At 66.6% G+C, this 22,202-nt stretch carries 17 protein-coding genes; 10 read left to right on the top strand and 7 right to left on the bottom strand.

Annotation, left to right across the window (positions count from 1 at the left end):
• The first annotated feature begins 2 nt into the window (after positions 1 to 2).
• Both FHW78_RS11775 and FHW78_RS11770 read left to right on the top strand, forming a co-directional pair.
• Positions 3 to 833 (top strand): thiol:disulfide interchange protein DsbA/DsbL, encoded by an 831-nt coding sequence (locus FHW78_RS11775; RefSeq protein ID WP_183640499.1) that lies wholly within the window; start codon positions 3 to 5, stop codon positions 831 to 833.
• Positions 834 to 872: 39 nt separating this feature from the next.
• The gene (locus FHW78_RS11770) at positions 873 to 1,634 is read left to right on the top strand and encodes an endonuclease/exonuclease/phosphatase family protein (protein ID WP_141454629.1); all 762 of its coding nucleotides are present in this window, start codon (positions 873 to 875) and stop codon (positions 1,632 to 1,634) included.
• Between the two features lie 21 nt (positions 1,635 to 1,655).
• Here the strand turns inward: FHW78_RS11770 and FHW78_RS11765 are convergent, their stop codons facing one another.
• Positions 1,656 to 2,459, bottom strand: a complete 804-nt coding sequence (locus FHW78_RS11765) for a sulfite exporter TauE/SafE family protein (protein WP_221188935.1) — start codon at positions 2,457 to 2,459, stop codon at positions 1,656 to 1,658.
• A 62-nt stretch (positions 2,460 to 2,521) separates the two neighbouring features.
• Between FHW78_RS11765 and FHW78_RS11760 the strand changes: the two genes are divergently transcribed.
• From FHW78_RS11760 to FHW78_RS11745, 4 genes are all read left to right on the top strand, one after another.
• Positions 2,522 to 4,483: a transglycosylase SLT domain-containing protein gene (locus FHW78_RS11760; protein WP_183640497.1), complete on the top strand. Its 1,962-nt coding sequence runs from the start codon at positions 2,522 to 2,524 to the stop codon at positions 4,481 to 4,483.
• Between the two features lie 31 nt (positions 4,484 to 4,514).
• Complete coding sequence (locus tag FHW78_RS11755; RefSeq protein ID WP_183640494.1) at positions 4,515 to 5,756, top strand: multifunctional CCA addition/repair protein; 1,242 nt, start codon at positions 4,515 to 4,517, stop codon at positions 5,754 to 5,756.
• 75 nt (positions 5,757 to 5,831) lie between these two features.
• A complete protein-coding gene (locus FHW78_RS11750; protein ID WP_183640492.1) occupies positions 5,832 to 6,299 on the top strand; it encodes a MarR family transcriptional regulator in 468 nt (155 codons plus the stop codon).
• 102 nt (positions 6,300 to 6,401) lie between these two features.
• Positions 6,402 to 6,830, top strand: coding sequence for an organic hydroperoxide resistance protein (locus FHW78_RS11745; RefSeq protein ID WP_141454480.1), 429 nt, complete (start codon positions 6,402 to 6,404; stop codon positions 6,828 to 6,830).
• A gap of 40 nt (positions 6,831 to 6,870) precedes the next feature.
• Here FHW78_RS11745 and FHW78_RS11740 read toward each other — a convergent pair whose 3' ends face one another.
• The 6 genes from FHW78_RS11740 to FHW78_RS11715 all read right to left on the bottom strand — a co-directional run bounded on the left by FHW78_RS11740 (position 6,871) and on the right by FHW78_RS11715 (position 13,913).
• The gene (locus FHW78_RS11740; protein WP_183640489.1) at positions 6,871 to 8,136 is read right to left on the bottom strand and encodes a PQQ-dependent sugar dehydrogenase; all 1,266 of its coding nucleotides are present in this window, start codon (positions 8,134 to 8,136) and stop codon (positions 6,871 to 6,873) included.
• 84 nt (positions 8,137 to 8,220) lie between these two features.
• Complete coding sequence (locus FHW78_RS11735; protein WP_183640486.1) at positions 8,221 to 9,297, bottom strand: heparan-alpha-glucosaminide N-acetyltransferase domain-containing protein; 1,077 nt, start codon at positions 9,295 to 9,297, stop codon at positions 8,221 to 8,223.
• Positions 9,298 to 9,327: 30 nt separating this feature from the next.
• Positions 9,328 to 10,476 (bottom strand): N-acetylglucosamine-6-phosphate deacetylase, encoded by a 1,149-nt coding sequence (nagA, locus tag FHW78_RS11730; protein WP_183640484.1) that lies wholly within the window; start codon positions 10,474 to 10,476, stop codon positions 9,328 to 9,330.
• Complete coding sequence (locus FHW78_RS11725; protein ID WP_183640481.1) at positions 10,473 to 11,537, bottom strand: SIS domain-containing protein; 1,065 nt, start codon at positions 11,535 to 11,537, stop codon at positions 10,473 to 10,475. Before FHW78_RS11725 ends, nagA begins: the two co-directional genes overlap by 4 nt.
• Entirely contained in the window at positions 11,534 to 12,598 is a 1,065-nt protein-coding gene (locus FHW78_RS11720; protein WP_141454635.1) for a LacI family DNA-binding transcriptional regulator, read from the bottom strand. Before FHW78_RS11720 ends, FHW78_RS11725 begins: the two co-directional genes overlap by 4 nt.
• 43 nt (positions 12,599 to 12,641) lie before the next feature.
• A complete protein-coding gene (locus FHW78_RS11715) occupies positions 12,642 to 13,913 on the bottom strand; it encodes a sugar MFS transporter (RefSeq protein WP_183640478.1) in 1,272 nt (423 codons plus the stop codon).
• Between the two features lie 450 nt (positions 13,914 to 14,363).
• Between FHW78_RS11715 and FHW78_RS11710 the strand changes: the two genes are divergently transcribed.
• The 4 genes from FHW78_RS11710 (at position 14,364) to FHW78_RS11695 (ending at position 22,179) form a co-directional block, all read left to right on the top strand.
• Positions 14,364 to 15,362: a glucokinase family protein gene (locus FHW78_RS11710; protein WP_183640476.1), complete on the top strand. Its 999-nt coding sequence runs from the start codon at positions 14,364 to 14,366 to the stop codon at positions 15,360 to 15,362.
• A 151-nt stretch (positions 15,363 to 15,513) separates the two neighbouring features.
• On the top strand, positions 15,514 to 18,213 hold the full coding sequence (locus tag FHW78_RS11705) for a TonB-dependent receptor (protein WP_183640473.1): 2,700 nt from the start codon (positions 15,514 to 15,516) through the stop codon (positions 18,211 to 18,213).
• A gap of 903 nt (positions 18,214 to 19,116) precedes the next feature.
• Entirely contained in the window at positions 19,117 to 19,395 is a 279-nt protein-coding gene (locus FHW78_RS11700; RefSeq protein ID WP_183640466.1) for a hypothetical protein, read from the top strand.
• A 93-nt stretch (positions 19,396 to 19,488) separates the two neighbouring features.
• Positions 19,489 to 22,179, top strand: a complete 2,691-nt coding sequence (locus tag FHW78_RS11695; RefSeq protein WP_183640465.1) for a TonB-dependent receptor — start codon at positions 19,489 to 19,491, stop codon at positions 22,177 to 22,179.
• The last annotated feature ends 23 nt before the right edge of the window (positions 22,180 to 22,202 follow it).

Genomic DNA, 22,202 nt, shown 5'->3' with positions numbered 1-22,202 from the left:
CCATGAAACTTCGTCCGCTCCTGATGACGCTCGCCCTGCTGCCGCTGCTGGCGGCCTGTGGCCAGACCAACGCCCCCGGCGCGACCACGCCGGCCACCGAGACCGCCCCCGCCACCGCGCCGGCCGCGGAAACCCCGGCAGCGGGCACCGACGCCGCCGCCCCGGCGGAAACCCCCGCCGCGCCGGCCGAAGGTGCCCCGCCGGCCGCCACCGATACCCCGGCGCCGGCCAATGCGCCCGCGCCGGTCGCGCCGTCCGGTCCCGCGCCGGTCGCCGGCGTCGACTACGAGCTGATTCCGAACGGCCAGCCCTACGCGCCGCTCAACGGCAAGATCGAAGTGGTGGAAGTGTTCGGCTATGTCTGCCCGGCCTGCGCCAGCTTCCAGACCCAGATCATGCCGTGGCGCAAGACGCTGCCGGCCGACGTCCGCCTGACCTACGTCCCGGTCGCCTTCGGTCCGGAATGGCTGCCGTACGCGCAGGCCTACTACGCCGCCGAGAGCAAGGGCCTGGTCGAACGCACCCATGACACGGTGTTCGCCAAGATCCACGCCGAGCGCAGCCTGCCGGGCGAGGGCAGGAAGCCGGACCCGGCCAAGGTCGCCGAGTTCTATGCCGGTTACGGCGTCAACGCCAAGGAATTCCTGGGCCTGATGAACAGCTTCGGCATCAATGCCAAGGTCAACCGCGCCAAGCAGTTCGCGATCCAGTCCGGCGTCAACAGCACGCCCAGCCTGGTCGTCAACGGCAAGTACAAGGTGAAGGGCCGCAGCTTCGAGGACATGCTGCGCATCACCGATCACTTGATCGCGCAGGAACGCGCCGCCAAGTAAGCCGCACCCCCAGGTTCCCCCGCCCCCACCATGACGACGATGCCCGGCAAGCGCCGGTTGCGGGTGCTCAGCGCCAACATCCAGGCCGGCTCCAGCACCCGCCGCTACAGCGACTATGTGACCCGCAGCTGGTCACACGCGCTGCCTGCCGGCAACAAGCGGGGCAGCCTGGACGCCATCGCGCAGCTCGCCGGCGAACACGACATCGTCGGCCTGCAGGAGGCGGATCCGGGGAGCCTGCGTTCGGGATTCACCAACCAGACCCACTATCTGGCCGAGCGCGCGGGCTTCGACTACTGGACCCACCAGCCCAACCGCAACGTCGGGCGGGTGGCATCCAGCGCCAACGGCCTGTTGAGCCGGCTGGAACCGGTGGAGGTCAGCGACCATGCGCTGCCCGGCCGCATCAGCGGCCGCGGCGTGCTGGTGGCGCGGTTCGGCGATGGCGACGAAGGCCTCACCGTCGCCGTCGCGCACCTGTCGCTGGGCGCCAACTCGCGGCGCGCGCAGTTGTCGTTCATCGCCGAACTGCTGTCGGATCATCCGCACGCCGTGCTGATGGGCGACTTCAACTGCATGCCCGACACACCGGAAATGGACGTGCTGTACCGGAACACCCGGCTGCGTCCGCCGCAGCACCGGATTCCGACCTTTCCCAGCTGGCGCCCGCAGCGCGCCATCGATCACATCCTGATCAGCGAAGCGCTGGTCGCCGACGGCGCGCGCGCGATGCCCGCCGCCAACTCGGATCATCTCGCCCTGGCGATGAGCATCGACGTGCCCGCCGAAGCCCTGCGCTGAGCAACGGATTCCCGGCCGCGGTCAGCCCGCGACCAGGATGCTGATCCCCATCACCACCATGAAGATCGCGAACACCCGCTTCAGCGCGGTGCCGCCGATGGCGTGCGCGAGCCGGGTGCCCCACGGCGCGGCCAGTACCGACGCCACCGCCACGCCGATTGCCGCCGGCAGGTAGACATAGCCCACCGCGTGTGCCGGCAGGGCGCCGGGAGGGGCATGCAATGCATAGCCCAGCGCGCTGCCGATCGCGATCGCCACGCCGCAGGCGCTCGACGTGCCCACCGCGCGGACCGGCGCGATACCGTGCCAGACCAGCACCGGCACGGTCATGCTGCCGCCACCGATACCGACCACCGCCGACACCGCGCCGATGCCGGTGCCGACCGCGGTCATCGGCCAACCGCGCGGCGGTGGCGCGGGCCCCGCCGCGCCGGCACCGTTGCGTGTTTTCCCGAACGCCATCTGCGCACCGGCGATCAGGCAGTAGATCGCCACCACCCAGCGCAGCACGTTGTCGTCCAGATACACCGCCAGCCCGCTGCCGAGCCAGCCACCCAGCAGCAGTCCCGGCACCATCCAGGCCACCGTCGGCCACATCACGCTGCCGCGCCGGTGATGCGCGTACGCGGAGGAGGTCGCGGTCAGCACGATGCTCGCCAGCGAACTGGCCAGCGCCGCGTGCATGGCCGCTTCCTTCGGGATGCCGAACAGCGGCAGCACCCATACCAGTGCGGCCACCAGCACCAGCCCGCCACCGATGCCGAGCAGGCCGGCCAGCACCCCGGCAACCACGCCCAGCAACGGGAAAATCCAGAAATGCTCCAAACGCAATCTCCTTCCATCAAGCACGCACGCGACCGTTCAGCCGGCTCCGGTATATTCCGGCCATGAACCGTCCCACCCCACTCATCGTACTCGCTGCGGCGCTCGCGCTCCTGCCCCTGGCCGCCGTCCACGCGCAGAACCTGGATGCGCAACGGCCACAATTGCGCGCGGCGCTGGAAGCCGCCGAGCGTGGGCAGTTCAACGCCGCGCAGTATGCAAGCCTGGCCTCGCACCCGATCTATGGCTGGGTCGAACTGGCCTCGCTGCGCCGCGACGTCGACAAACTGCCCACCTCGCAGGCGCAGGGTTTCCTCAAGCGCTACGAAGGCCAGGCGGTGGCGGAGAACTTCCGCGCCCTGTGGCTGGCGTCGCTGGCCCGCCGGCAGGACTGGCCGACGTTCCTCGGCGCATGGAAGCCCACCGAAAACACCACACTGCGCTGCGCCGAGCTGGATGCGCGCCAGGCCACCGGCCGCGCCGACGCGCAGTGGGTCAAGGACGCGCAGGCGTTGTGGCGCGGCGCGGCCAAATCGCTGCCGGACGGTTGCGATCCGGTGTTCGCGATCCTCGCCAACAAGGGCGGCCTGCCGCCCGCGCTGCGCTGGGAGCGCATCGACGCGGCCGCCGCCGAGAGCCAGACCGCGGTGATGCGCACCGCCGCGCGCGGCCTGCCGGGAGACGAAGCCGTGCTGGCCAACGACTACGCCGCCTTCATCGACGCCGTGCACGCGCGCGCCTTGAACTGGCCGAAGACCGATCGCAGCCGGCGCATGGCCAGCTATGGCCTGGCGCGGCTGGCCAGCCGCGACCCCGGCGCCGCCGAGACCCAACTGCCCCAATACGCCAGTGCGCTGGGCATGACTGAAGCCGATCGCGGCCGCGTGCTCTACCAGATCGCCCTGTGGACGGTGGCGTCCTACGAGCCGGATTCGGCGCGCCGCCTCAATGCCGTTCCCGAGTCGGCCTACGACGAACGCCTGCACGAATGGCGCGTACGCGAGGCGATGGCGCGTGGCGACTGGCGCGCCGCGCTGGTCGCGCTGCGCAAGATGCCGGCCAAGCAGCGCGAGGACTCGCGCTGGCGCTATTTCGAGGCACGCATGGCCGAGAAGACCGGTGACGCCGCCGCCGCGCAGCCCTTGCTGCGCGAGGCCGCGCGCGCGCCGACCTTCCACGGCTTCCTCGCCGCGGACCGGCTCAAGCAGCCCTACGCGCTGTGCCCGTGGATCCCCAACGATGGCAAGGCGGCCAAGGACGCAATCGCCCGCGATCCCGCCATCGTCCGCGCGATGGAACTGTGGAAGCTGGAGCGTTCCGGCTGGGCGGTCGCCGAATGGAACAGCACGCTGTCGCGTTTCGACGACACCCAGCGTCGCATCGCGGTGGAAGTGGCGCAGGACAACGGCTGGTTCGATCGCGCCGTGTTCTCGCTGGGCAAGCGTCCGGACGAACAGCGCCTGTACCAGTTGCGCTTCCCGCTGCACCACGGCGAGACCATCCGTCGCGAATCCGCCCGCCATGCGCTGGACCCGGCCTGGGTGGCCGCCGAGATCCGCGCCGAGAGCGTGTTCAATCCGCGCGCCCGTTCCGGCGCCAACGCGATGGGCCTGATGCAGGTCGTGCCCGCCACCGGCGCGGCCACCGCCAAGCGCCTGGGCCTGCCCTGGGGCGGCGCCGCCAGCCTGTACGATTCGGACACCAACATCGCGCTGGGCACCGCCTACCTGCGCGAAATGGAAAACAAGTACGGCGTTCCCTATGTCGCCATCGCCGCCTACAACGCCGGTCCCACCCCGACCGCGCGCTGGCAGTCGCAGCGACCCGGCTACGATCCGGATATCTGGATCGAGACCATCAGCTACAAGGAAACCCGCGAATACGTCGCCCGTATCCTCGCCTTCAGCGTGATCTACGACTGGCGCCTCAACGGCAATGCCCTGCCGGTCAGCGACCGCATGCTCGGCAAGCTCGACGGCAAGCGCCGCGAGTTCGCCTGCCCGGATGCGCGCATGCCGAAGAGCTGATCCTCCCGCCACTATCCGGCATCATGCGCGCATGAAGACCTATCTCGTCGGCGGCGCGGTGCGTGATCGGTTGCTGGGCCTCGAGGCCGGCGACCGCGACCATGTGGTGGTCGGCGCCACGCCCGCGCAGATGCTGGCGCTGGGCTACAAGCAGGTGGGCCAGGATTTCCCGGTGTTCCTGCATCCGGACAGTGGCGAGGAATACGCGCTGGCGCGGACCGAGCGCAAGCGCGGACGCGGGTATCGGGGGTTCGAGGTCGATGCCGATCCCTCGGTCACCCTGGAAGAGGATCTGCAGCGGCGCGATTTCACCATCAACGCGATTGCCGAGGATGAGGACGGCCGCATCGTCGATCCCTGCGGTGGCGCGAAGGATCTGGACGCACGCCTGCTGCGGCATGTGGGCCCGGCCTTCGTCGAGGATCCCCTGCGGGTACTGCGCGCGGCCCGCTTCATGGCCCGGCTGGCGCCACTGGGCTTCACGATCGCGCCGGAAACGATGGCGCTGATGCGGGAGATGGCGGCCAGTGGCGAGCTCGACACACTGGTACCGGAACGGGTCTGGCAGGAACTGCGCCGCGCATTGGCCTGCGCGCGTCCCTCCGCCTTCCTGCGCACCCTGCACGAAGCCGGCGCGCTGGCCAGCGTGTTGCCCGAGGTGGACGCACTGTACGGCGTGCCGCAGCGCGCCGAATACCATCCCGAAATCGATACCGGCGTGCACCAGCAGATGGTCAGCGACATGGCCGCGAGACTGGCGCCGGGTGACGATCTGGTCGGCTTCGCCGCGCTCTGCCACGACCTGGGCAAGGCGCTCACGCCAGAGCAAGAGCTGCCGCGCCACGTCATGCACGAACAACGCGGGGTCGCGCCGGTGCTGGCATTGTGCGAACGGTTGAAGGTTCCGCTGGAACATCGCGACCTGGCAGTGATTGCCTGCCGCGAGCATCTCAACGTGCATCGCCTGGACGAACTGCGCGACGCCACCGTCTTCGAACTTCTGTCGCGCTGCGATGCGTTCCGCCGGCCCGAACGCATCGCGAGGCTGGCGCTGGTTTGCGAGGCCGACAAGCGCGGCCGGCTCGGCAACGAGGACACGGACTATCCACAGGGGCCGGCGCTGGTGCGCCTGCTCGCGGCCGCGATGGCAGTGAATGCCCGCGAGTTCGCCGCCGCGGGTCTCAGCGGACCCCGGATCGGCGAGGAACTGAGACGCGCCCGTATCCACGCGATTGCCGCCGCACGCCAGCCCATCGCGCCCGCCGGGACCTGATCCCCCCGGGGGCTGCGACGCAGCGTTCCATGAGATGCTTGCAATTAAATAGCGCACTATGTAAATTGCACGGCCATGAGCAAGCCGACCGCCACCGCCAAAGCGTCTCCCGCTAATCCGTTGGCGCTGGACAACCAGCTGTGCTTCGCGCTCTATTCGGCGCAGTTGGCGCTCAACAAGGTGTACCGGCAGTTGCTGGGCAAGTTGGGCCTGACCTACCCGCAATACCTGGTGATGCTGGTCCTGTGGGAAGGCGACGCGCTGACCGTCTCGCAGATCGGCGAGCACCTGTTCCTGGATTCGGCGACCCTGACTCCCCTGCTCAAGCGGCTGGAGGCTGGTGGCCTGATCGTCCGGGAGCGCGCACGCGAGGACGAGCGCCAGGTCATCATCAGCCTCACCGCGCAGGGCCGCACGTTGAAACAGAAGGCTCGAAGTATTCCGGAGGCGCTGCTATGCGCATCCGGCTGCAATCCCCGCGAAGTCACGGGGCTGAAGTCCCAGTTGGAAGCCCTGCGTGACAATCTGGGAGCAAATGCATGAGTCGCTTTTCCTTCCCCATGTAAGTAGTGCGCTATTAAATAGCAAACAAATTACCGGTCGTGGCGCCCGGCTCCGCCGCCACTTTCCTCCACGGAGACTCCCATGTCGATCGAGAAAGTCCTCTATACCGCCCACGCCACCGCCACCGGCGGCCGCGACGGCCGCGCCGTGTCCTCGGACAACGTGCTGGACGTGAAGCTCACCACCCCGCGCGAACTCGGTGGCGCGGGTGGTGACGGTACCAATCCGGAACAGCTGTTCGCCGCCGGCTACTCGGCCTGCTTCCTCGGCGCGCTGAAGTTCGTCGCCGGTCAGGCCAAGGCCAAGCTGCCGGCCGAGACCCGCATCGACGGCAGCGTCGGCATCGGCCAGATTCCGGGTGGTTTCGGCATCGAGGCCGAACTGCGCATCCACCTGCCGGGGCTGCCCCGCGAGGAGGCCGAGGCGCTGGTGCAGCAGGCGCACCAGGTGTGCCCGTACTCCAATGCCACCCGCGGCAACATCGACGTGCGTCTGGTGGTCGTCGACTGATTTGCCTTGAGGCGCGTCCGCCGGTGTTCGCCGGCGGACGTCAGCCGCGATTGGGCGTGAGCTTCAGCAGGCGCGCATCCGCTCCGTCTTCCAGCAACCAGATCGCGCCGTCGGGCCCCTGTTCGACTTCGCGAATGCGGCGTCCCATCGGATAGCGCTTCACTTCGCGCGGAGTGTCACCGAACTCCACCTGGATCAACGCCTGCGACGCGAGACCGCCGATGAAACCACGCCCACGGAAGTACGGAAACAGATCCGCCTGGTAGATGATGAACCCGGCCGGCGCGATCACCGGCGTCCATGAAATCTCCGGCGCGTTGAATTCGGGTCGGGTCGGATGATCCGGAATCGGGCTGCCATCGTAATTGTCGCCGTTGGAGACGATCGGCCAGCCATAGTTGGAGCCGCGCTCGATCAGGTTCAGTTCGTCGCCGCCAGCCGGTCCCATTTCGTGCGCCCACAGCCTGCCCGACGGATCGAACGCCAATCCCAGTACGTTGCGGTGTCCAAGTGACCAGACCTGCGCCGCTACCCCGCCCTGGTTGGCGAAGGGATTGTCGGGCGGCACGCTACCATCGTCATTGAGCCGGATGATCTTGCCGAGATTGCTCTGCATGTCCTGCGCGGGCGAAGCCTTCTGGCGCTCGCCGGAACTGATCCACAGTTTGCCCTGCGCATCGAACAGCATGCGGTGGCTGTAGTGGGCGTCGCCGGTGACCTTGGGTACCTGCCGCCAGATCACCTGCAATCCTTCCAGCCGTCCGGTGTTGGCGCCGGCATCGATCACCAGCCGCGCCCGCGCCGCCGCCGCGCCGCGCGTGCTGTTGGCGCCCTGCTCCGCATAGCTCACGTAGATCATCCCGTTGTCGGCGAATCGCGGATGCAGGATCACATCGCCAAAGCCACCCTGGCCGCCATAGGCCACGGCAGGAACGCCGGTGATCTCGCCTCCCTGCCCGGTGACGGGATTCAGCAGGCGCAGGCGCCCGGGCTTCTCGGTCACCAGCAAGCGACCATCCGGCAGGAAGGTCATCGCCCACGGCTGGTCGAAGCGCGCGACTTCGGTGCTGACGAAGGGCGGATCGGGAATCCGCAATGCGGGCTGCGTCCCGCCGGTCACCTGCGGTGCCGGCGCGGCCTGGGCGGCGGCCGCGATCGGCGGGGACGGCACATGGCCCCCGAGCACGAGTGGTGTCGACGCGGGTTCGTTCCGGTCATCGTCGGGCGCGGTCACCGCGACCGCATTGCCATCGCAGGCGATCAACGACAGGGTCAGGCAGGTGACGCTCCAGGCGGACAGGTTCATGGCCGGATTCCGGTCGGGGATGCCCCCTTTTACTCCGGTCAGGCGAAGGAAGTCGTGATCCGATGCGCGTCCCGCGTCGTGGCCTCAGACCTTCAGGTACCAGCGCCGGTGGTCCATCAGCCGGACGATCGCCCACCAGACCAGGACGAACGCCACGGCGAAGGCCAGCGAAGGCAGGTACGGGCCGAACCGGGGTGTCATCCAGTCAGCGAAACCGTGCCGGTAGATCGCCTGCATCCAGCCCAGCGCGGAGAATGCATAGACCATGATCGCGGAGCCGGCATAGGCGGCGATCGCATTGACGCCGAAACTGCGTCCCCAGGGGCGCAGGCCCTTCCGATCGATCAGCACGTGCGCGCCCCAGAGCGCCAGCAGCGCCCAGCCCGCCGTCCACACCACGTAGGAGGACGTCCACAGGTTCTTGTTCAACGGCAGCCACAGCGACCACAGTCCGCCGACCGCCAGCGCCAGCGCGGCCGCCGGCAGCAGCCGCCCGACCCGCTGGTGCCGCAGCCAGTCGCCGGCGCGCACGCCCAGCAGGGTCGTGGCGATGGCTGGCAACGTGCTGAGCAGTCCTTCGGGATCGTGGCCTCGCCCGGTAGCCGGATCGAACTGGTAGAGCAACGATCCGAACAACGCGGTATCGACGCGGCTGGCCAGGTTGTCCAGCGGCGCGTAGCTGCCGCCCATCGCCAGCAGCGCCCAGTAACCCAGCAACAGGAACGCCGCAACCATCCATTGTCCGCGCGGACGCAGGTACAGCGCCATCGCGCCGGCGGCGATGAAACACAGGCCGATCCGCTGCAACACGCCCCAGGGCCGGAACCACGGCTTGTCGAGCCACCAGAACGCCAGCAGGTGCAGCAACAGGCCGATGGCGATGATCTTGGTGCCGCGCCAGAGCACCGCGCGCAGCAAGGCACCGCGCTCGCCGCCGGCTTCCAGCCGCGGCGAGACACCCAGCGAAATCGACACGCCGACGATGAACAGGAAGAACGGGAAGATCAGATCGGTCGGCGTGCAGCCATGCCACTCGGCGTGCATCAGCGGGGCATACACATGCCCCCAGTCGCCAGGATCATTGACCAGCAGCATCGCCGCGACGGTGAGGCCACGCAATGCATCCACCGAAGAGAAGCGCTGCGGCGCCTTCGTGCTCATCTCCAATACGCTCCGTCGGCGACCGCGATATCAGCCCGCGTGCGCGGCGTGCTGGCCGTCAATCCAGGTCGCCGCCACCTGCAACCGATCGTCCAGCGCGACCAGGTTCGCGCGGAAGCCGGTGGCGATACGGCCGTGGGTGGCGGACAGTCCGAGGAACTCGGCCGGATAGGTCGAGGCCATGCGCGCGGCCTCGGCCAACGGCAGTCCCAGCAGGTTCACCGCGTTGCGCACCGCCATCGCCATGTCCAGCGCGGAACCGGCAAGCGAACCGGCCGCGTTGCGGACCACGCCGTCCACTGCGGTGATGGTCTCGCCATACAGTTCGTAGCTGGGATCGTCGGAACCCACCGGCGGCATCGCGTCGGTCACCAGGAACACCTTGCCGCGCGGCTTGGCCGCCAGCGCGACCCGCAGGCTGCCCGGATGCACGTGGTGGCCGTCGGCGATGATGCCGACCCAACTGTCGGGATCCTCCAGCGCGGCGCCGACCGCGCCGGGCTCGCGTCCCTGCAGCGGCGACATCGCGTTGTACAGATGGGTGAAACCGCGGATGCCCGCGGCCAGGCCGGTGCGGATTTCCTCGTAGCTGCCGGCGGTATGGCCGGCGGCGACGACCGCGCCGCGCGCCACCAGTGCATGGATGGTTTCGGTCGGCAGGCGTTCGGGCGCGAGCGTGATCAGGGTGACGCCATTGTCCAGCGACGAGGCGAGCTCGATCTCCGCCGCGTCCGGCACGCGGAACTTGCCCGCATCGTGGGTGCCCTTGCGCGCCGGGGCCAGGTACGGCCCTTCCAGGTGGATGCCGAGCACCCCGGGCACACCCTCGGCGATCGCCTGGCGGGTCGCGGCGACGGCTTCGCGCATCACGTCGAGATCATCGCTGATCAGGGTCGGCAGGAAACCGGTGGTACCGAACCGGCGGTGCGCTTCGCCAATGCGGCGGATCGCCTCCACCGTCGGCGTATTGTTGAACAGCACGCCACCGCCGCCGTTGACCTGGGCATCGATGAAGCCCGGCACCAGCCATGCACCGCGCAGATCGTGGCGCGGCAAATCGGCGGGCAAATCCGCTTCCGGCAGTATCGAAACGATATCGCCGCCGTCGATGACCACCGCCACGCCCTCGGCGAAGCCCTGCGCGGTCAGCACGCGGCCTTGGACAAGCGCGGTGCTCATACGGTTTCGGTGACCTTGTTCAGATGCGGCGGCACGTCGGGGTTGTAGCCGCGACGCAGCGCCAGCGCGTTGATTGCACGGTAGTAGCTCTGGATGGTCAGCAGCGGAGAGCAGGCCGGATGCGGTGCGCGCACCAGCGGCAGCGACTCGCCGGGACCGGCGGTCGGATCGGCTTCCTCCGAAGCCACCCACACCTGCGCGCCGCGGCCGCGGAACTCGCGCGCCAGCGCCAGGGTTCCGGCGCCGGTTTCATCCGGCTGGGCGAAGCACAGCACCGGGAAGCCCGGACCGACCAGTGCCATCGGACCGTGCTTCACTTCGGCCGAGCTGTAGGCTTCGGCGTGCAGGCCGCAGGTTTCCTTGAACTTGAGCGCGGCTTCCTGCGCGGCGGCCAGTCCCAGGCCACGGCCAAGCACGAACAGGTTGTGCGCATCGACCAGGCCATCGGTGACCGGCGACCAGTCCGCCGCCCATGCCTGCCGCAGCGCGTCCGGCAGCAGCGGCAGCGCATCGCGCAGGGTCGCCTCGTCCTTCCAGTACGCGCCCAGTTGCAGGATCGCCGCCAGCGAACTCAGGTAGCTCTTGGTCGCCGCGACGCTGCGCTCCGGACCCGCGTGCAGCGGGATCACCGTGTCGGCCAGTCCCGCCAAAGGCGAATTCTCGACGTTGACGATTGCCACCACCCGCGCACCGGCCTCGGCGGCGGCGCGCGCGTTGTGCAGCAGATCCGGACTCTTGCCCGACTGCGAGATGACGATGTACAGCGCGTCCCTGAGCTTCTGCTTCGCTTCGTACACCGAGCCCACCGAGGGCGAGGCCGATGCGGTGACGAAACCCAGCTGGGTTTCGAACAGGTACTTGGCGTAGGTCGCGGCGTGATCGGAACTGCCGCGTGCGCAGGTCACCACGAACGGCGGCGGATTGGCGCGCAGATCCGCGGCCAGCGCGCGGATCGTGGCCTCGTTGCGCTGGTACTGCGCGGCGACCACGTCGGCGGTCTGCTGCGCCTCCTGGAACATCAGCGTATCGGCGGGAGCGGGAAGTGGGGAAACGTCGGTCATGTCGTGGGGTCGGGGCGTTCGGCGCGCAGGCGGACCGGCGCGGTGGATCCGCGCACCACCAGTTGCGGCACGAAGCCCTGGTTGTGCACGGGAGTGGGGTTGTCGTCGTAGGCGTCCTGCCGCAGCGTGGCGATCAACAGGCGCGCGGCCTGCTTGGCGATGTCCTCGGTGGCCTGCTTGGCGGTGGTCAGCGGCGGCCAGGACTGGCGCGAGAACGGACTGTCCTCGAAACCGGCGATGGACAGGTCGTAGGGCACGTTCATGCCCGCCGACTTGGCCGCCGCCAGCACGCCGGCGGCGATTTCGTCGTTGGAGCCGAAGATCGCCGTCGGCGGTTCGCGCAAGGCCAGCAGCCGGCGCGCACCGCGGAATCCGTCATCGAAGGTGTAGTCGCCGGGCACCACCAGGTGCTTGTCCAGCGGGATGCCGTAATCCTTCAACGCCTTCTCGTAGCCGTTGTAGCGCTCGATCGAGGAACGGTGCGCAAGCCCGCCCCAGAGGAAACCGATGCGCTGGTGGCCCAACTGGATCAGGTGCTCGGTGATCTCGTAGGCGGCGTCGTGATCGTCCACGTAGACGCAGGGCTGTCCGTCCTGCGGATCCTCGGTGGCGGCGATGATCCGCACCATCTTGACGCCGCGCGCGGCCAGCGCGTTCACCAGTTCCATCCGTTCGGACATCGGCGCGGTCAGCACCAGTCCGGCCAGGCGCGAGCGCTGCACGAACTCGGCCAGTTCCTCGGCCAGCAGCGGTGAAGTCGAGTCGCAGGGATGGATCTGCAGGCCGAAACCGGTTTCCCGGCACGCCGCCAACACGCCGTTCTGCACGCCGATGATGTGGTACGGGTTGGGGTTGTCGTAGACCAGCCCGATCACGAACGGCGTGCCGCTGCGCAGGTTGCGCGCGGATTGATCCGGTTCGTAGTCCAGTTCGGCGATGGCGTGCAGGACGCGCGCGCGCGTGCCCTGCATCACCGACGGCTCGTTGTTGATGACCCGCGAGACCGTCTTCAGCGAAACCTTGGCCCGCTCGGCGACATCCTTGATGGTGGGCCTGCGCATGCCGTTCTCAGCCATGGGGAATCTCCACGCGGTCCATGGCCGCTCAACCCGCCTTCACGCGGCCGACATTATGGCCGCGCAGGGCGAAGAACAGGATGTACAGGTAGCAGGGCACCGCCAGCGCGGTAAACACCAGCTGGAAATCGTGGCTCTGCTTGAACACCGCGAACAGCTGCGGAATCACCGCGCCGCCGGCGATGCCCATGATCAGCAGCGCCGATCCGGTTTCGGTGAAGCGGCCCAGGCCCTGGATCGCCAGCGGGAAGATCGCCGGCCACATCATCGCGTTGGCGAAGCCGAGCGCGGCAACGAAGCCGACCGACACATAGCCATGGGTCAGGAACGCGCCGATCGCGAACACGATGCCCAGCACGGCCGACACGCTGAGGTAGCGCTCCTGCGAGATGAAGCGCGGGATGGCGACCAGGCCGAACAGGTAGCCGATCAGCATCGCGCCCAAAGTGTAGGAGGTGAACACTTTGGTCTTGTCGAGCGGGAGGCCGAAACCTTCACCGTAGATGCCGATGGCGTCACCGGCCAGCACCTCCACGCCGACGTAGACGAACAGGCAGATCACGCCCAGCAGCAGGTGCGGGAACTGGAACACGCTGCGACGGTTCGACTCCGTGCCGCCCTCATTGGCGTTGGCTTCGGCCGTATTCACTTCCGGCAACGGCGAGAACAGGATGCCGACCGCCAGCAACACCAGCAGGCCAGCCATCACCATGTAGGGCCCGTAGACGCGCGCGGCGAACTCGTTGAGCAGGAGTTCCTTCGCCTCCGGGGCGGCGGCTTCGACCTGCGCGGCGAGGTCGCCCATGCCGTGCATCACGAAGGCTGCCAGCGCGATGGGCGCTAGGATGCCGGCGATCTTGTTGCAGATGCCCATCACCGCGATGCGCTGCGCCGCGCCCTCGATCGGCCCGAGGATGCTGATGTAGGGATTGGCCGCGGTCTGCAGGATCGCCAGGCCGGCGCCGATGGTGAACACACCGCCGAGCGCGCCGGGATACCAGCGATGGGTGGTGAACTGGCCGAACACCAGCGCACCAATCGCCATCACGAACAAGCCCAGCGCCATGCCCTTCTTCATGCCGGTCCTGCGCAGGATCACCGAGGACGGCAACGCCAGGCAGAAATAGGAAATGTAGAACGCGCTGGGAATCAGGAAGGCGTAGGTCTCGCTGACATTGAACGCCAGCTTGGCGAAGGTGATCAGCGGCCCGTTGAGCCAGGTGACGAAACCGAAGATGAAAAACAGCAGGCCGATGATGGCGATGGATGTGTACTGTCGCGAGCCTTGTACCGCAGTCATGTCTGGCGAACTCCCCTCTCTCTAGATTGTGATGGCCGGTCCGCGACCGGCGTCCACGCCCTGCCGCTGCGTGGCTCCCTCTGGAAACAACGTTGTCACAGAATCGTCCGCGAAGCCACCCGCGACCGGTTTCTCCTTGCACGCGTACAGCACGCTGGGGTTTCCGGATTTGTGGCACCGCAACAACGGGCACGGCCCGAAGGACGCCTCAAACCCTTAAATCTGAATGTATTTCTTCAGTTTTGAAACTGAACAGGAGAGTCTGCATCGGATCACACGCAAATTTGATCCGAGCACCACCCGCCCTGCCTGTATTTGATGACAGAGTGTTGACAACGTTGTCAAACCCCTCCCACACTCCGGCGCCATCGGGGCTGCTCGTTTTCGCCCCTTCGCGGACATGTGGGGAGACGTGTGGTCGCAATCGCCAATCCATTGCCGGTGGATCCCATGAGCCGGGCAGGCGACGCCTTCATTGCGGCGGATGTCGGCGGCACCCACGTCCGTGTCGGACTGGTGCGCGGCGGCAACGATCCGGCCGTGCCCATCAACGTGCTGGAATACCGCAAATACGCCTGCGCCGATTACCCGGGGCTGGCCGACATCCTGCAGGACTTCCTGGCCGGCCTGGGTGGCCTGCCTGTGAATCGTGGCGTGATTGCCAGCGCCGGCTACGCGCTGGAAGACGGTACCGTCATCACCAACAACCTGCCCTGGCGCCTGTCGCTGGCCGAACTCCGCGCGCGCCTGGGTTTCGATGACTTCCAACTGGTCAACGACTTCGAAGCGGTCGCGCACGCCGCCGCGCAGGTCGACGCCAGCCAGGTGCTGCAGCTCGCCGGCCCGGTCGGCGCGCCGCCGCGCGGCCCCATCCTGATCCTGGGTCCGGGCACCGGTCTGGGCGCGGCGGTGTGGATTCCGTCGGGCAAGCGCTCGGTGGTGCTGGCGACCGAAGCCGGCCAGGCCGCGCTCACCGCCGGCAACGCGCTGGAAATGGCGGTGCTGACGGAAATGCTGAAGACGCGTCCGCACGTGCCGATCGAACAGGCGTTGTCCGGCCCCGGACTGATGAACCTCTATACCGCGCTGTGCGCCGTGCGCGGTGGCGTGACGCCCGCCCATTCGCGTCCCGGCGATATCACCGCCGCCGCCCTCGCGGGCGAAGACGCGCTGGCCCGCGAGACGCTCGACGTGTTCTGCGGCCTGCTCGGCAGCGTGGTCGGCGACATGGCGCTGCTGTACGGCGTGCAGGGCGGTGTCTACCTGGCCGGCGGCATCCTGCCGAACATCCGCGAATTCCTTCTCCAGAGCAGCTTCGTGCCGCGTTTCCTCAACAAGGGAACGATGCGCGAGGCGCTCGAACGCATTCCCGTGAAGCTGGTCGAGCACGGGCAACTGGGCGTCATCGGCGCCGCCAGCTGGTACCTCGATCAAACCGAAAACAACTGAAGAAAAAAGAAAAGAAACGAAGGCGTCGGGACAGGCGCCCGCAAAAAGAAACGGGTCGGAGCGGTCAGCCGATTCCCTGGCAGCAAAGGCAGCAATACGGCTCCGGATCACGCCCCGGCCGACAACCAAAAATCATGATGGGAGAGACACCATGAATCACCGTAAATCGCTACTCGCCGTCGCCGTCGCGACGGGCCTCGCGGTCTCCATGCACGCCCAGGCGCAGGATGCTGCCACCCAGCAACAGGCCCAGCCGGCCGCGCAGCAGCAGGCCACCGATCTGGACACCGTGATCGTCACCGGTATCCGCGGCTCGATGGAAAAGTCGCTGGATACCAAGCGCGAAGCCAATTCCCGCGTGGAAGTGGTCACGGCCGAAGACGTCGGCAAGCTGCCGGCCCATAACGTGGCCGACACCCTGCAGCGCCTGCCGGGCGTGAACATCAGTTCGTCGTCTTCCGATGAAGGCGGCTTCGACGAAGCCGACCGCGTCAGCCTGCGCGGCACCAGCCCCAGCCTGACCCAGACCCTGATCAACGGCCACACGGTCGGCTCGGCCGACTGGTTCGTGCTCAGCCAGGGCAACAACGTCGGTCGCAGCGTCAGCTACACCCTGCTGCCCTCCGAACTGGTCAGCTCGGTGGAAGTGCACAAGTCCTCGCAGGCCAAGCTGCCCGACGGCGGCACCACCGGCTCGGTCAACATCATCACCCGCAAGCCGCTGCAGTTCGCCGACAAGATCACCGCCGAAGCCTCGCTGGGCGTGGTCAACGCGGAACAGGCCGATTCCACCGACCCGCAGATCTCGGGCCTGTTCAACTACAAGAACGACGCCGGCACCTTCGGCGTGATGGTCCAGGCGTTCAGCCAGAAGCGCGAACTGCGCCGTGAAGCGCAGGAAGTTCCGGGCGGCTTCTTCCAGATCTCGGCCACCGATCCGGCCGGCATCAGCAATCCGGATCTGGTTGGCGTCTGGGCCCCCGGCCTGCTCGGCTCGACCCTGTTCGAACAGACCCGCGAGCGCAAGGGCGGCCTGATCGAACTGCAGTTCAAGCCCAACGACGACCTGACCCTGGGCTTGAGCGGCTTCCGTTCGGACATGGACGCCAACAACTACAACCGCAACTTCATGATGTGGGGTGGCAATTTCGCCCGCGCATGGGCTCCGGATCCCGGCTACGTGGTCAAGGACGGCGTGCTGACCAACGCCACCTACACCGGCCAGGCCGGGCAGAACTACGCGGTGTACGACATGATCTACCGCGAGGCGTCGGCCAAGAGCGAATACGTCACCTTCGACGTCGACTGGCAGATCAACGACAACCTGAGCTCCAAGTTCCAGGTCGGCACCACCAGCGGCGAAGGCTCCACCCCGCGCCAGTTCATCGCCGAACTGAACATGGCCAATGGTGGCGGCGCCAGCTGGACCAGTCATGGCGCCGGCTCGCCGGTGGACTGGAACGTGGGCGGCGATCTGAGTCCCGCCAGCGCCACCTGGGGCGGCACCTGGGGTAACCAGGAGGTCACGGCGAAGGACGACGAGGACTGGTTCACCGCCGACTTCACCCACTACTTCAACAGCGGCGTGCTGTCATCGCTCGACTTCGGTGCGCGTTACGCCGACCACACCCGCGAAGCGCTGTCGCCGGAAGGCGCCAGCCCCGGGGCTGGCATCTGGGACGCACTGCAGAATGGCGCCACCGCGCCGTATCCGGGCGGCTTCGCCAGCAGCATCGGCGGCAGCTTCCCGCGCGATCTGTGGTACTTCACGCCGGGCGCGCTGAAGGACGCGATCATCAACAACTCGACGTGGCTGTACAACAACGATGGTCCGACCGGTCGCCACAACTACGGCGCCGAGTGGAAGGTGGAGGAGAAGAACCTCGCCGCCTACATCCAGGCCAACTTCGTCGGCGACAACTGGAGCGGCAACATCGGTCTGCGCTACGTCAACGTCGACCAGGACATCAGCTCCTACCAGGCCGTCGCCAACGCGGCCAATGCCGATGTCTCCAGCCTGTTCGGCCAGTGGATCCGCAAGTTCACCAACAACAAGCACAGCCGTGTCCTGCCCAGCGCGAACATCAAGTTCGACATGGGCGAGAACCTGGTGTTCCGCTTCGCCGCCTCGCAGACGCAGACCCTGCCCGACTTCTCCGCGCTGGGCGCTTCGTCCTGGGGCTCGGATCTGAACCGCACCGGTGGTGGCGGCAATCCGAACCTGGATCCGGTGGTCTCCACCAACTTCGATGCCAACATCGAGTGGTACTTCATGCCGCGCGGCCTGCTGTCCGTCGGCGCCTATTCGATGAACATGAAGGACTATGTCGCCTTCGGTACGGAAAAGCAGATGCTGTTCAGCGAGTTGACCAACCAGCTCGAGGAATACCTGGTGTCCGTGCCGGTCAACTCCGACGGCAAGGTCACCGGCGTGGAAGTGGCCTACGAGCAGCCGATCGGTGACAACTTCGGCGTGGTCGCCAACTACACCTACGCCAACGGCAGCACCTCGCACACCTGGGCCGACGGCAGCGACAATCTGCTGGGCACCTCGAAGAACACCTACAACGTGGGCGCCTACTTCGAGAACGACACCTTCGGTGCGCGCATGAGCTACACCCGCCGCTCCTCGTTCCTGATCGGCCTGTCCGGCGCCAACCCGTACTACCAGGATGACTTCGGCACCCTGTCGGCGGCGCTGAGCTACAAGTTCAACGACCACCTGAGCTTCTCGCTGGATGCGCTGAACCTCAACGATCCGACCATCAAGTACTACCAGAGCGCGGCGATCCCGACCTCGTTCTACAGCAATGGTCGCCAGTACTACTTCAATGTCCGCCTGAAGTTCTGATCGCGGCAATCTGACAGAGCGCTCCCTCTGCAGGGCCTGGACTTGTCCAGGCCCTTTTTTTGCTCGCCATTCCGGACTACAGGCGACGGAAAGCCGGCCGGGCCTCGATTGCCCGGGCACACACGGTTCGAGATCGCCTGCGGAACCACGGAAGACGCGACCTGCGATGTGCCTATCGCGCCCCCAATCCCCGGGCATGGCAGCATCCGGCGCCGATGGGTGACGACGACCGCGCGGACTGAAGACCACGGCACCGTGGTCCATCCAGCCGATGCGAATACACCCGTCGTGTTCGTCGCAGGATATCCGCGCAGCCGCCGCGCGTTCGCGCTGGACGCGAAGCACCAGTCCGGCGCACGTCGAGCGTACTGGCGATTCGCGTGGACAAAGGCGCTTCCATCGGGCCGGCGGGAATGCGCTGTTGATGGACCCGACGACCTTGAAAGACGTACCCGACCTTCCCTGTCGCATGCCGGCACCTGGCGTGGTTTCAACAGCCGCACCTCGTGCCAAATCGCACCGGTCAACCTGCGGTACGGGGACATGCCGACCGATGCCATCGATTCACCGGCGGCACCGCGCCCGACGACGCCTTGTCTTCAACGAGCCACGTGGAAGGGACGCGACTTCCGAGTGGCTCACAGAGGATTTCGTGACAGATAATTTTTTACAAGCAACAGCACGAAAACGACAATTCCCGGATATCCATAGGGGCATTTCCGGACACTCCAGCGCCGCAGCTAACAAAAACCCAGTCAAATCAACCATCTTATTGATGCGGCGCAACACATCTTTTATGAAAATTTTTTGCAATTTGCTTGACAACGTTGTCAGCACTCTCCCACACTCGACTTCGAAGGGGGCCTGAGGGGGCTCCCGTCTGCGGGACATGCGGGGAGACGTGTGGCTGCCATCACCAATCCAGTGCCCAGGGTGGAATCACGACTGCGGGAACAGTCCCTGTCCGCCGCCGCCATGACCTGCTCGCCCGTCCGCTCGGGCTCGATGCGCGCCGCCGATGCCTCCGTTCGACCGGCCATCGCCATCACCGACCTGGTCGCCGCCCGCGGAACACCGCAGGGCAACCCGCTCGAATGCATTCCCGCGACGCTGGCCATGGCTGGGCAACGGGACGTCGCCGACGCCCCCCGTTGGCAGCCCGGCCGGATCGCACCTCGGTAAGACAGCGGCGAGTTGCCCGCCGTGGGAGTCAGGCAACCGCACGACCCGCCAGCAAGGCGGGCCGACCACAAAAATCATGATGGGAGAGACAGCATGAGCCACCGCAAGACCGCACTATCCGCCGCAATCGTGATGTGCCTGAGCATCACCGCGCACGCCCAGGACGCCGCGCCGGCGCAGGCTGCCGCCGACACGGGCGAAGCCGTCGAACTGGACAAGGTCGTCGTCACCGGCATCCGTGCCAGTCTGCAGAAGTCGCTGGAAACCAAGCGCAACGCCGATGCCATTGTCGACGTGATCACCGCCGAGGACGTCGGCAAGTTCCCCGCCACCAACGTGGCCGAGGCAATGACGATCATTCCCGGCGTGGCGATCGACCGCGCATTCGGCCAGGGCGAGAAAGTCAGCATCCTGGGCACCGATCCCTCGCTCAACCGCACGCTGCTCAACGGCCAGTCCATCGCCTCCGGCGACTGGAACATGTCCGAATTCCCGACCCGCACCTTCAACTATTCCCTGCTGGCGCCACAGCTGGTGGGCAAGGTGGAGGTGTTCAAGTCGCCGGAAGCGCGCATCGACGAGGGCTCGATCGGCGGCACCGTGATCATCAGCACCCGCAAGCCGCTGGACATGGCCAAGGACATCACCATCGCCGGCCAGATCAACTATGTTCGCAATGACCGCGTCGAGGACACCGACCCACAGGCTTCCGCCCTGTTCGGTTGGAAGAACGACGCCGGCACTTTCGGCTTCATCGTGTCCGCGCAGAAGGCCAAGGAACAAATCCGCCGCGACGGCATCGAGTCCTATGGCACCGTCACCGCCGCCCAGTTCCGCGACGGTTCCGGCGGCGCGCCGGGCTCGGTCGGTTCCGGCAACTGCACCGGTACCTGCGAACAGACGCTGACAAACAACATGACCGCGGTCGGCCCCAACTCGATGAGCGCGCATTTCTTCGAGCAGGAGCGTGATCGCCGTACGTATTCGGCCTCGTTGCAGTTCAAGCCGGTCGAACAGCTGGATATCGAACTCAATGCGCTGAAGATCGACTCCAGCTACGATCACTCCACGCAGTCGATGTTCGCGATGCAAGGCAACACCTGGAACAGCCTGAGCAGGCTGACCGACGTCACCGTCCAGAATGGCCTGATGACGCGCGGCACCATGAACGACGGCCTGGTCATCTTCGACCTGCAGCATCGCGAAGCCTCCGTCGAGTCCGAAACCTATGATCTGAAGGCCACCTGGAACGACGAGCGCTGGTTCGCCTCGACCCAGTTGGGCTCGACCAAGGCCGATGGCGGCCCGCGCCAGGTGTTCGGCGAATTCCTTGCCCGCGCCGACTACACCTGGGACATCAGCAATGCGCCCAAGCATCCGGGCAGCCTGACCTTCCACGGCGCCAATCCGTTCCTGGATCCGGCGTCCTTCCAGATGGATGCGGGCTGGGGTGGCAACGTGGTGGAGAAGCCGACCCTGGACAAGGAGAAGTACGGCCAGGTCGATTTCGGCCTCAAGCTCGACTCGCCGGTCTATCTGCTCCGTTTCGGCTACAAGAAGCGTGATCACGAGACCAGCCAGATCCAGCGCGGCGTGATTCTTTCCGGCGTCACCACCGCCGCATCCCGGTTCAGCCCGCGCTGGCTGCCGGGCAACTACCTGGACGGCTTCAGCGGCTACGGCGATCTCGGCCGGCGCTTCACCATCGACGGTTCCCAGTTGGCCGACTATATCCTCGGCGGTGAATGGCTGCCGCCCGGCCAGAGCATGACGCCGATCTCCACCTTCAACTCGGCCGAGTTTGTCCGCAACACCTGGTCGATCAATGAAGACATCCAGGCTGCGTACGTCCAGGCCGATTTCAGCTTCGGCAAGCTGCGCGGCAACGTCGGCGTCCGCCATGTACGGACGGAATCGGAGAACGGCAGCTGGAAGTGCTCGGTCAATGTCGCCAACTGCGCGGTCAGCCAGTACGTGCCGCAGGTGCTGAAGAAGAAGTACAACAACACCCTGCCCAACGTGAATCTTGTCTACGACGTCAACGACGAGTTCGTGCTGCGCTTCTCCGCGGCGCAAGTGATGGCGCGTCCCAACTACGCGGACATGTCCAGCTACCTGTGGCTGGCGGACGCCACCCTTAAGGGCGGTGGCGGCAATCCGGACCTCAAGCCTTACCGCTCGACCAATCTGGACCTGTCAGCCGAATGGTACTTCTCGCCGAACTCCATCCTGGCCGGCTCGATTTTCTACAAGGACATCTCCGACTACGTGCTGATGACCTCGGGCAAGGAAGATCACTGGAACATCAACCAGAACCAGGTCAGCACCTACGACGTGGATCGCCCGCGCAATGCCGGTGACGCCAAGGTCAAGGGAGCGGCGATCGCCTACCAGCAGGACATCGGCGCGGGCTTCGGCGTCCTGGCCAACTACACGTTCTCCGATGCCCAGGCCAACAGCGGCCGCGACCTGCCGTTCAATTCCCGCCACCAGTTCAACATCAGTCCCTACTTCGAAAGCGGCAACTGGACGGCCCGGATCACCTATGGGTGGCGGGACAAGTACTTCACCCAGGTCAGCGGCGGCCGCGAAATCTGGGTCAAGGACTACGCATCGCTGGATGCCAGCGTCGGCTACCGCGTCAACGACTTCCTGAGCGTCAGCCTGGACGGCATGAACCTGCTCGACGAGGAGTACCACAGCTATTCGGGCGTGGAGCAGCTGACCCGAGGCGTGTATCGCACCGGCCGCCGCTTCATGACCTCGCTGCGCGTGCAGTTCTGATGCCATCGCTTTGCCTTTGACAT

This window comes from Pseudoxanthomonas sp. OG2, assembly GCF_014192765.1.
GTDB classification, from domain to species: domain Bacteria; phylum Pseudomonadota; class Gammaproteobacteria; order Xanthomonadales; family Xanthomonadaceae; genus Pseudoxanthomonas_A; species Pseudoxanthomonas_A beigongshangi.
Note: the sequence above shows the minus strand (reverse complement) of the source record. Positions and strands in the feature narration are given on the sequence as shown.

What these genes read in the sequence shown, in the direction of transcription:
- FHW78_RS11775 (WP_183640499.1), top strand. Translation starts at nt 3, where the DNA reads ATGAAACTTCGTCCGCTCCTGATGACGCTCGCCCTGCTGCCGCTGCTG.
- FHW78_RS11770 (WP_141454629.1), top strand. Translation starts at nt 873, where the DNA reads ATGCCCGGCAAGCGCCGGTTGCGGGTGCTCAGCGCCAACATCCAGGCC.
- FHW78_RS11760 (WP_183640497.1), top strand. Translation starts at nt 2,522, where the DNA reads ATGAACCGTCCCACCCCACTCATCGTACTCGCTGCGGCGCTCGCGCTC.
- FHW78_RS11755 (WP_183640494.1), top strand. Translation starts at nt 4,515, where the DNA reads ATGAAGACCTATCTCGTCGGCGGCGCGGTGCGTGATCGGTTGCTGGGC.
- FHW78_RS11750 (WP_183640492.1), top strand. Translation starts at nt 5,832, where the DNA reads ATGAGCAAGCCGACCGCCACCGCCAAAGCGTCTCCCGCTAATCCGTTG.
- FHW78_RS11745 (WP_141454480.1), top strand. Translation starts at nt 6,402, where the DNA reads ATGTCGATCGAGAAAGTCCTCTATACCGCCCACGCCACCGCCACCGGC.
- FHW78_RS11740 (WP_183640489.1), bottom strand. Translation starts at nt 8,136, where the DNA reads ATGAACCTGTCCGCCTGGAGCGTCACCTGCCTGACCCTGTCGTTGATC.
- FHW78_RS11735 (WP_183640486.1), bottom strand. Translation starts at nt 9,297, where the DNA reads ATGAGCACGAAGGCGCCGCAGCGCTTCTCTTCGGTGGATGCATTGCGT.
- nagA (WP_183640484.1), bottom strand. Translation starts at nt 10,476, where the DNA reads ATGAGCACCGCGCTTGTCCAAGGCCGCGTGCTGACCGCGCAGGGCTTC.
- FHW78_RS11725 (WP_183640481.1), bottom strand. Translation starts at nt 11,537, where the DNA reads ATGACCGACGTTTCCCCACTTCCCGCTCCCGCCGATACGCTGATGTTC.
- FHW78_RS11720 (WP_141454635.1), bottom strand. Translation starts at nt 12,598, where the DNA reads ATGCGCAGGCCCACCATCAAGGATGTCGCCGAGCGGGCCAAGGTTTCG.
- FHW78_RS11715 (WP_183640478.1), bottom strand. Translation starts at nt 13,913, where the DNA reads ATGACTGCGGTACAAGGCTCGCGACAGTACACATCCATCGCCATCATC.
- FHW78_RS11710 (WP_183640476.1), top strand. Translation starts at nt 14,364, where the DNA reads ATGAGCCGGGCAGGCGACGCCTTCATTGCGGCGGATGTCGGCGGCACC.
- FHW78_RS11705 (WP_183640473.1), top strand. Translation starts at nt 15,514, where the DNA reads ATGAATCACCGTAAATCGCTACTCGCCGTCGCCGTCGCGACGGGCCTC.
- FHW78_RS11695 (WP_183640465.1), top strand. Translation starts at nt 19,489, where the DNA reads ATGAGCCACCGCAAGACCGCACTATCCGCCGCAATCGTGATGTGCCTG.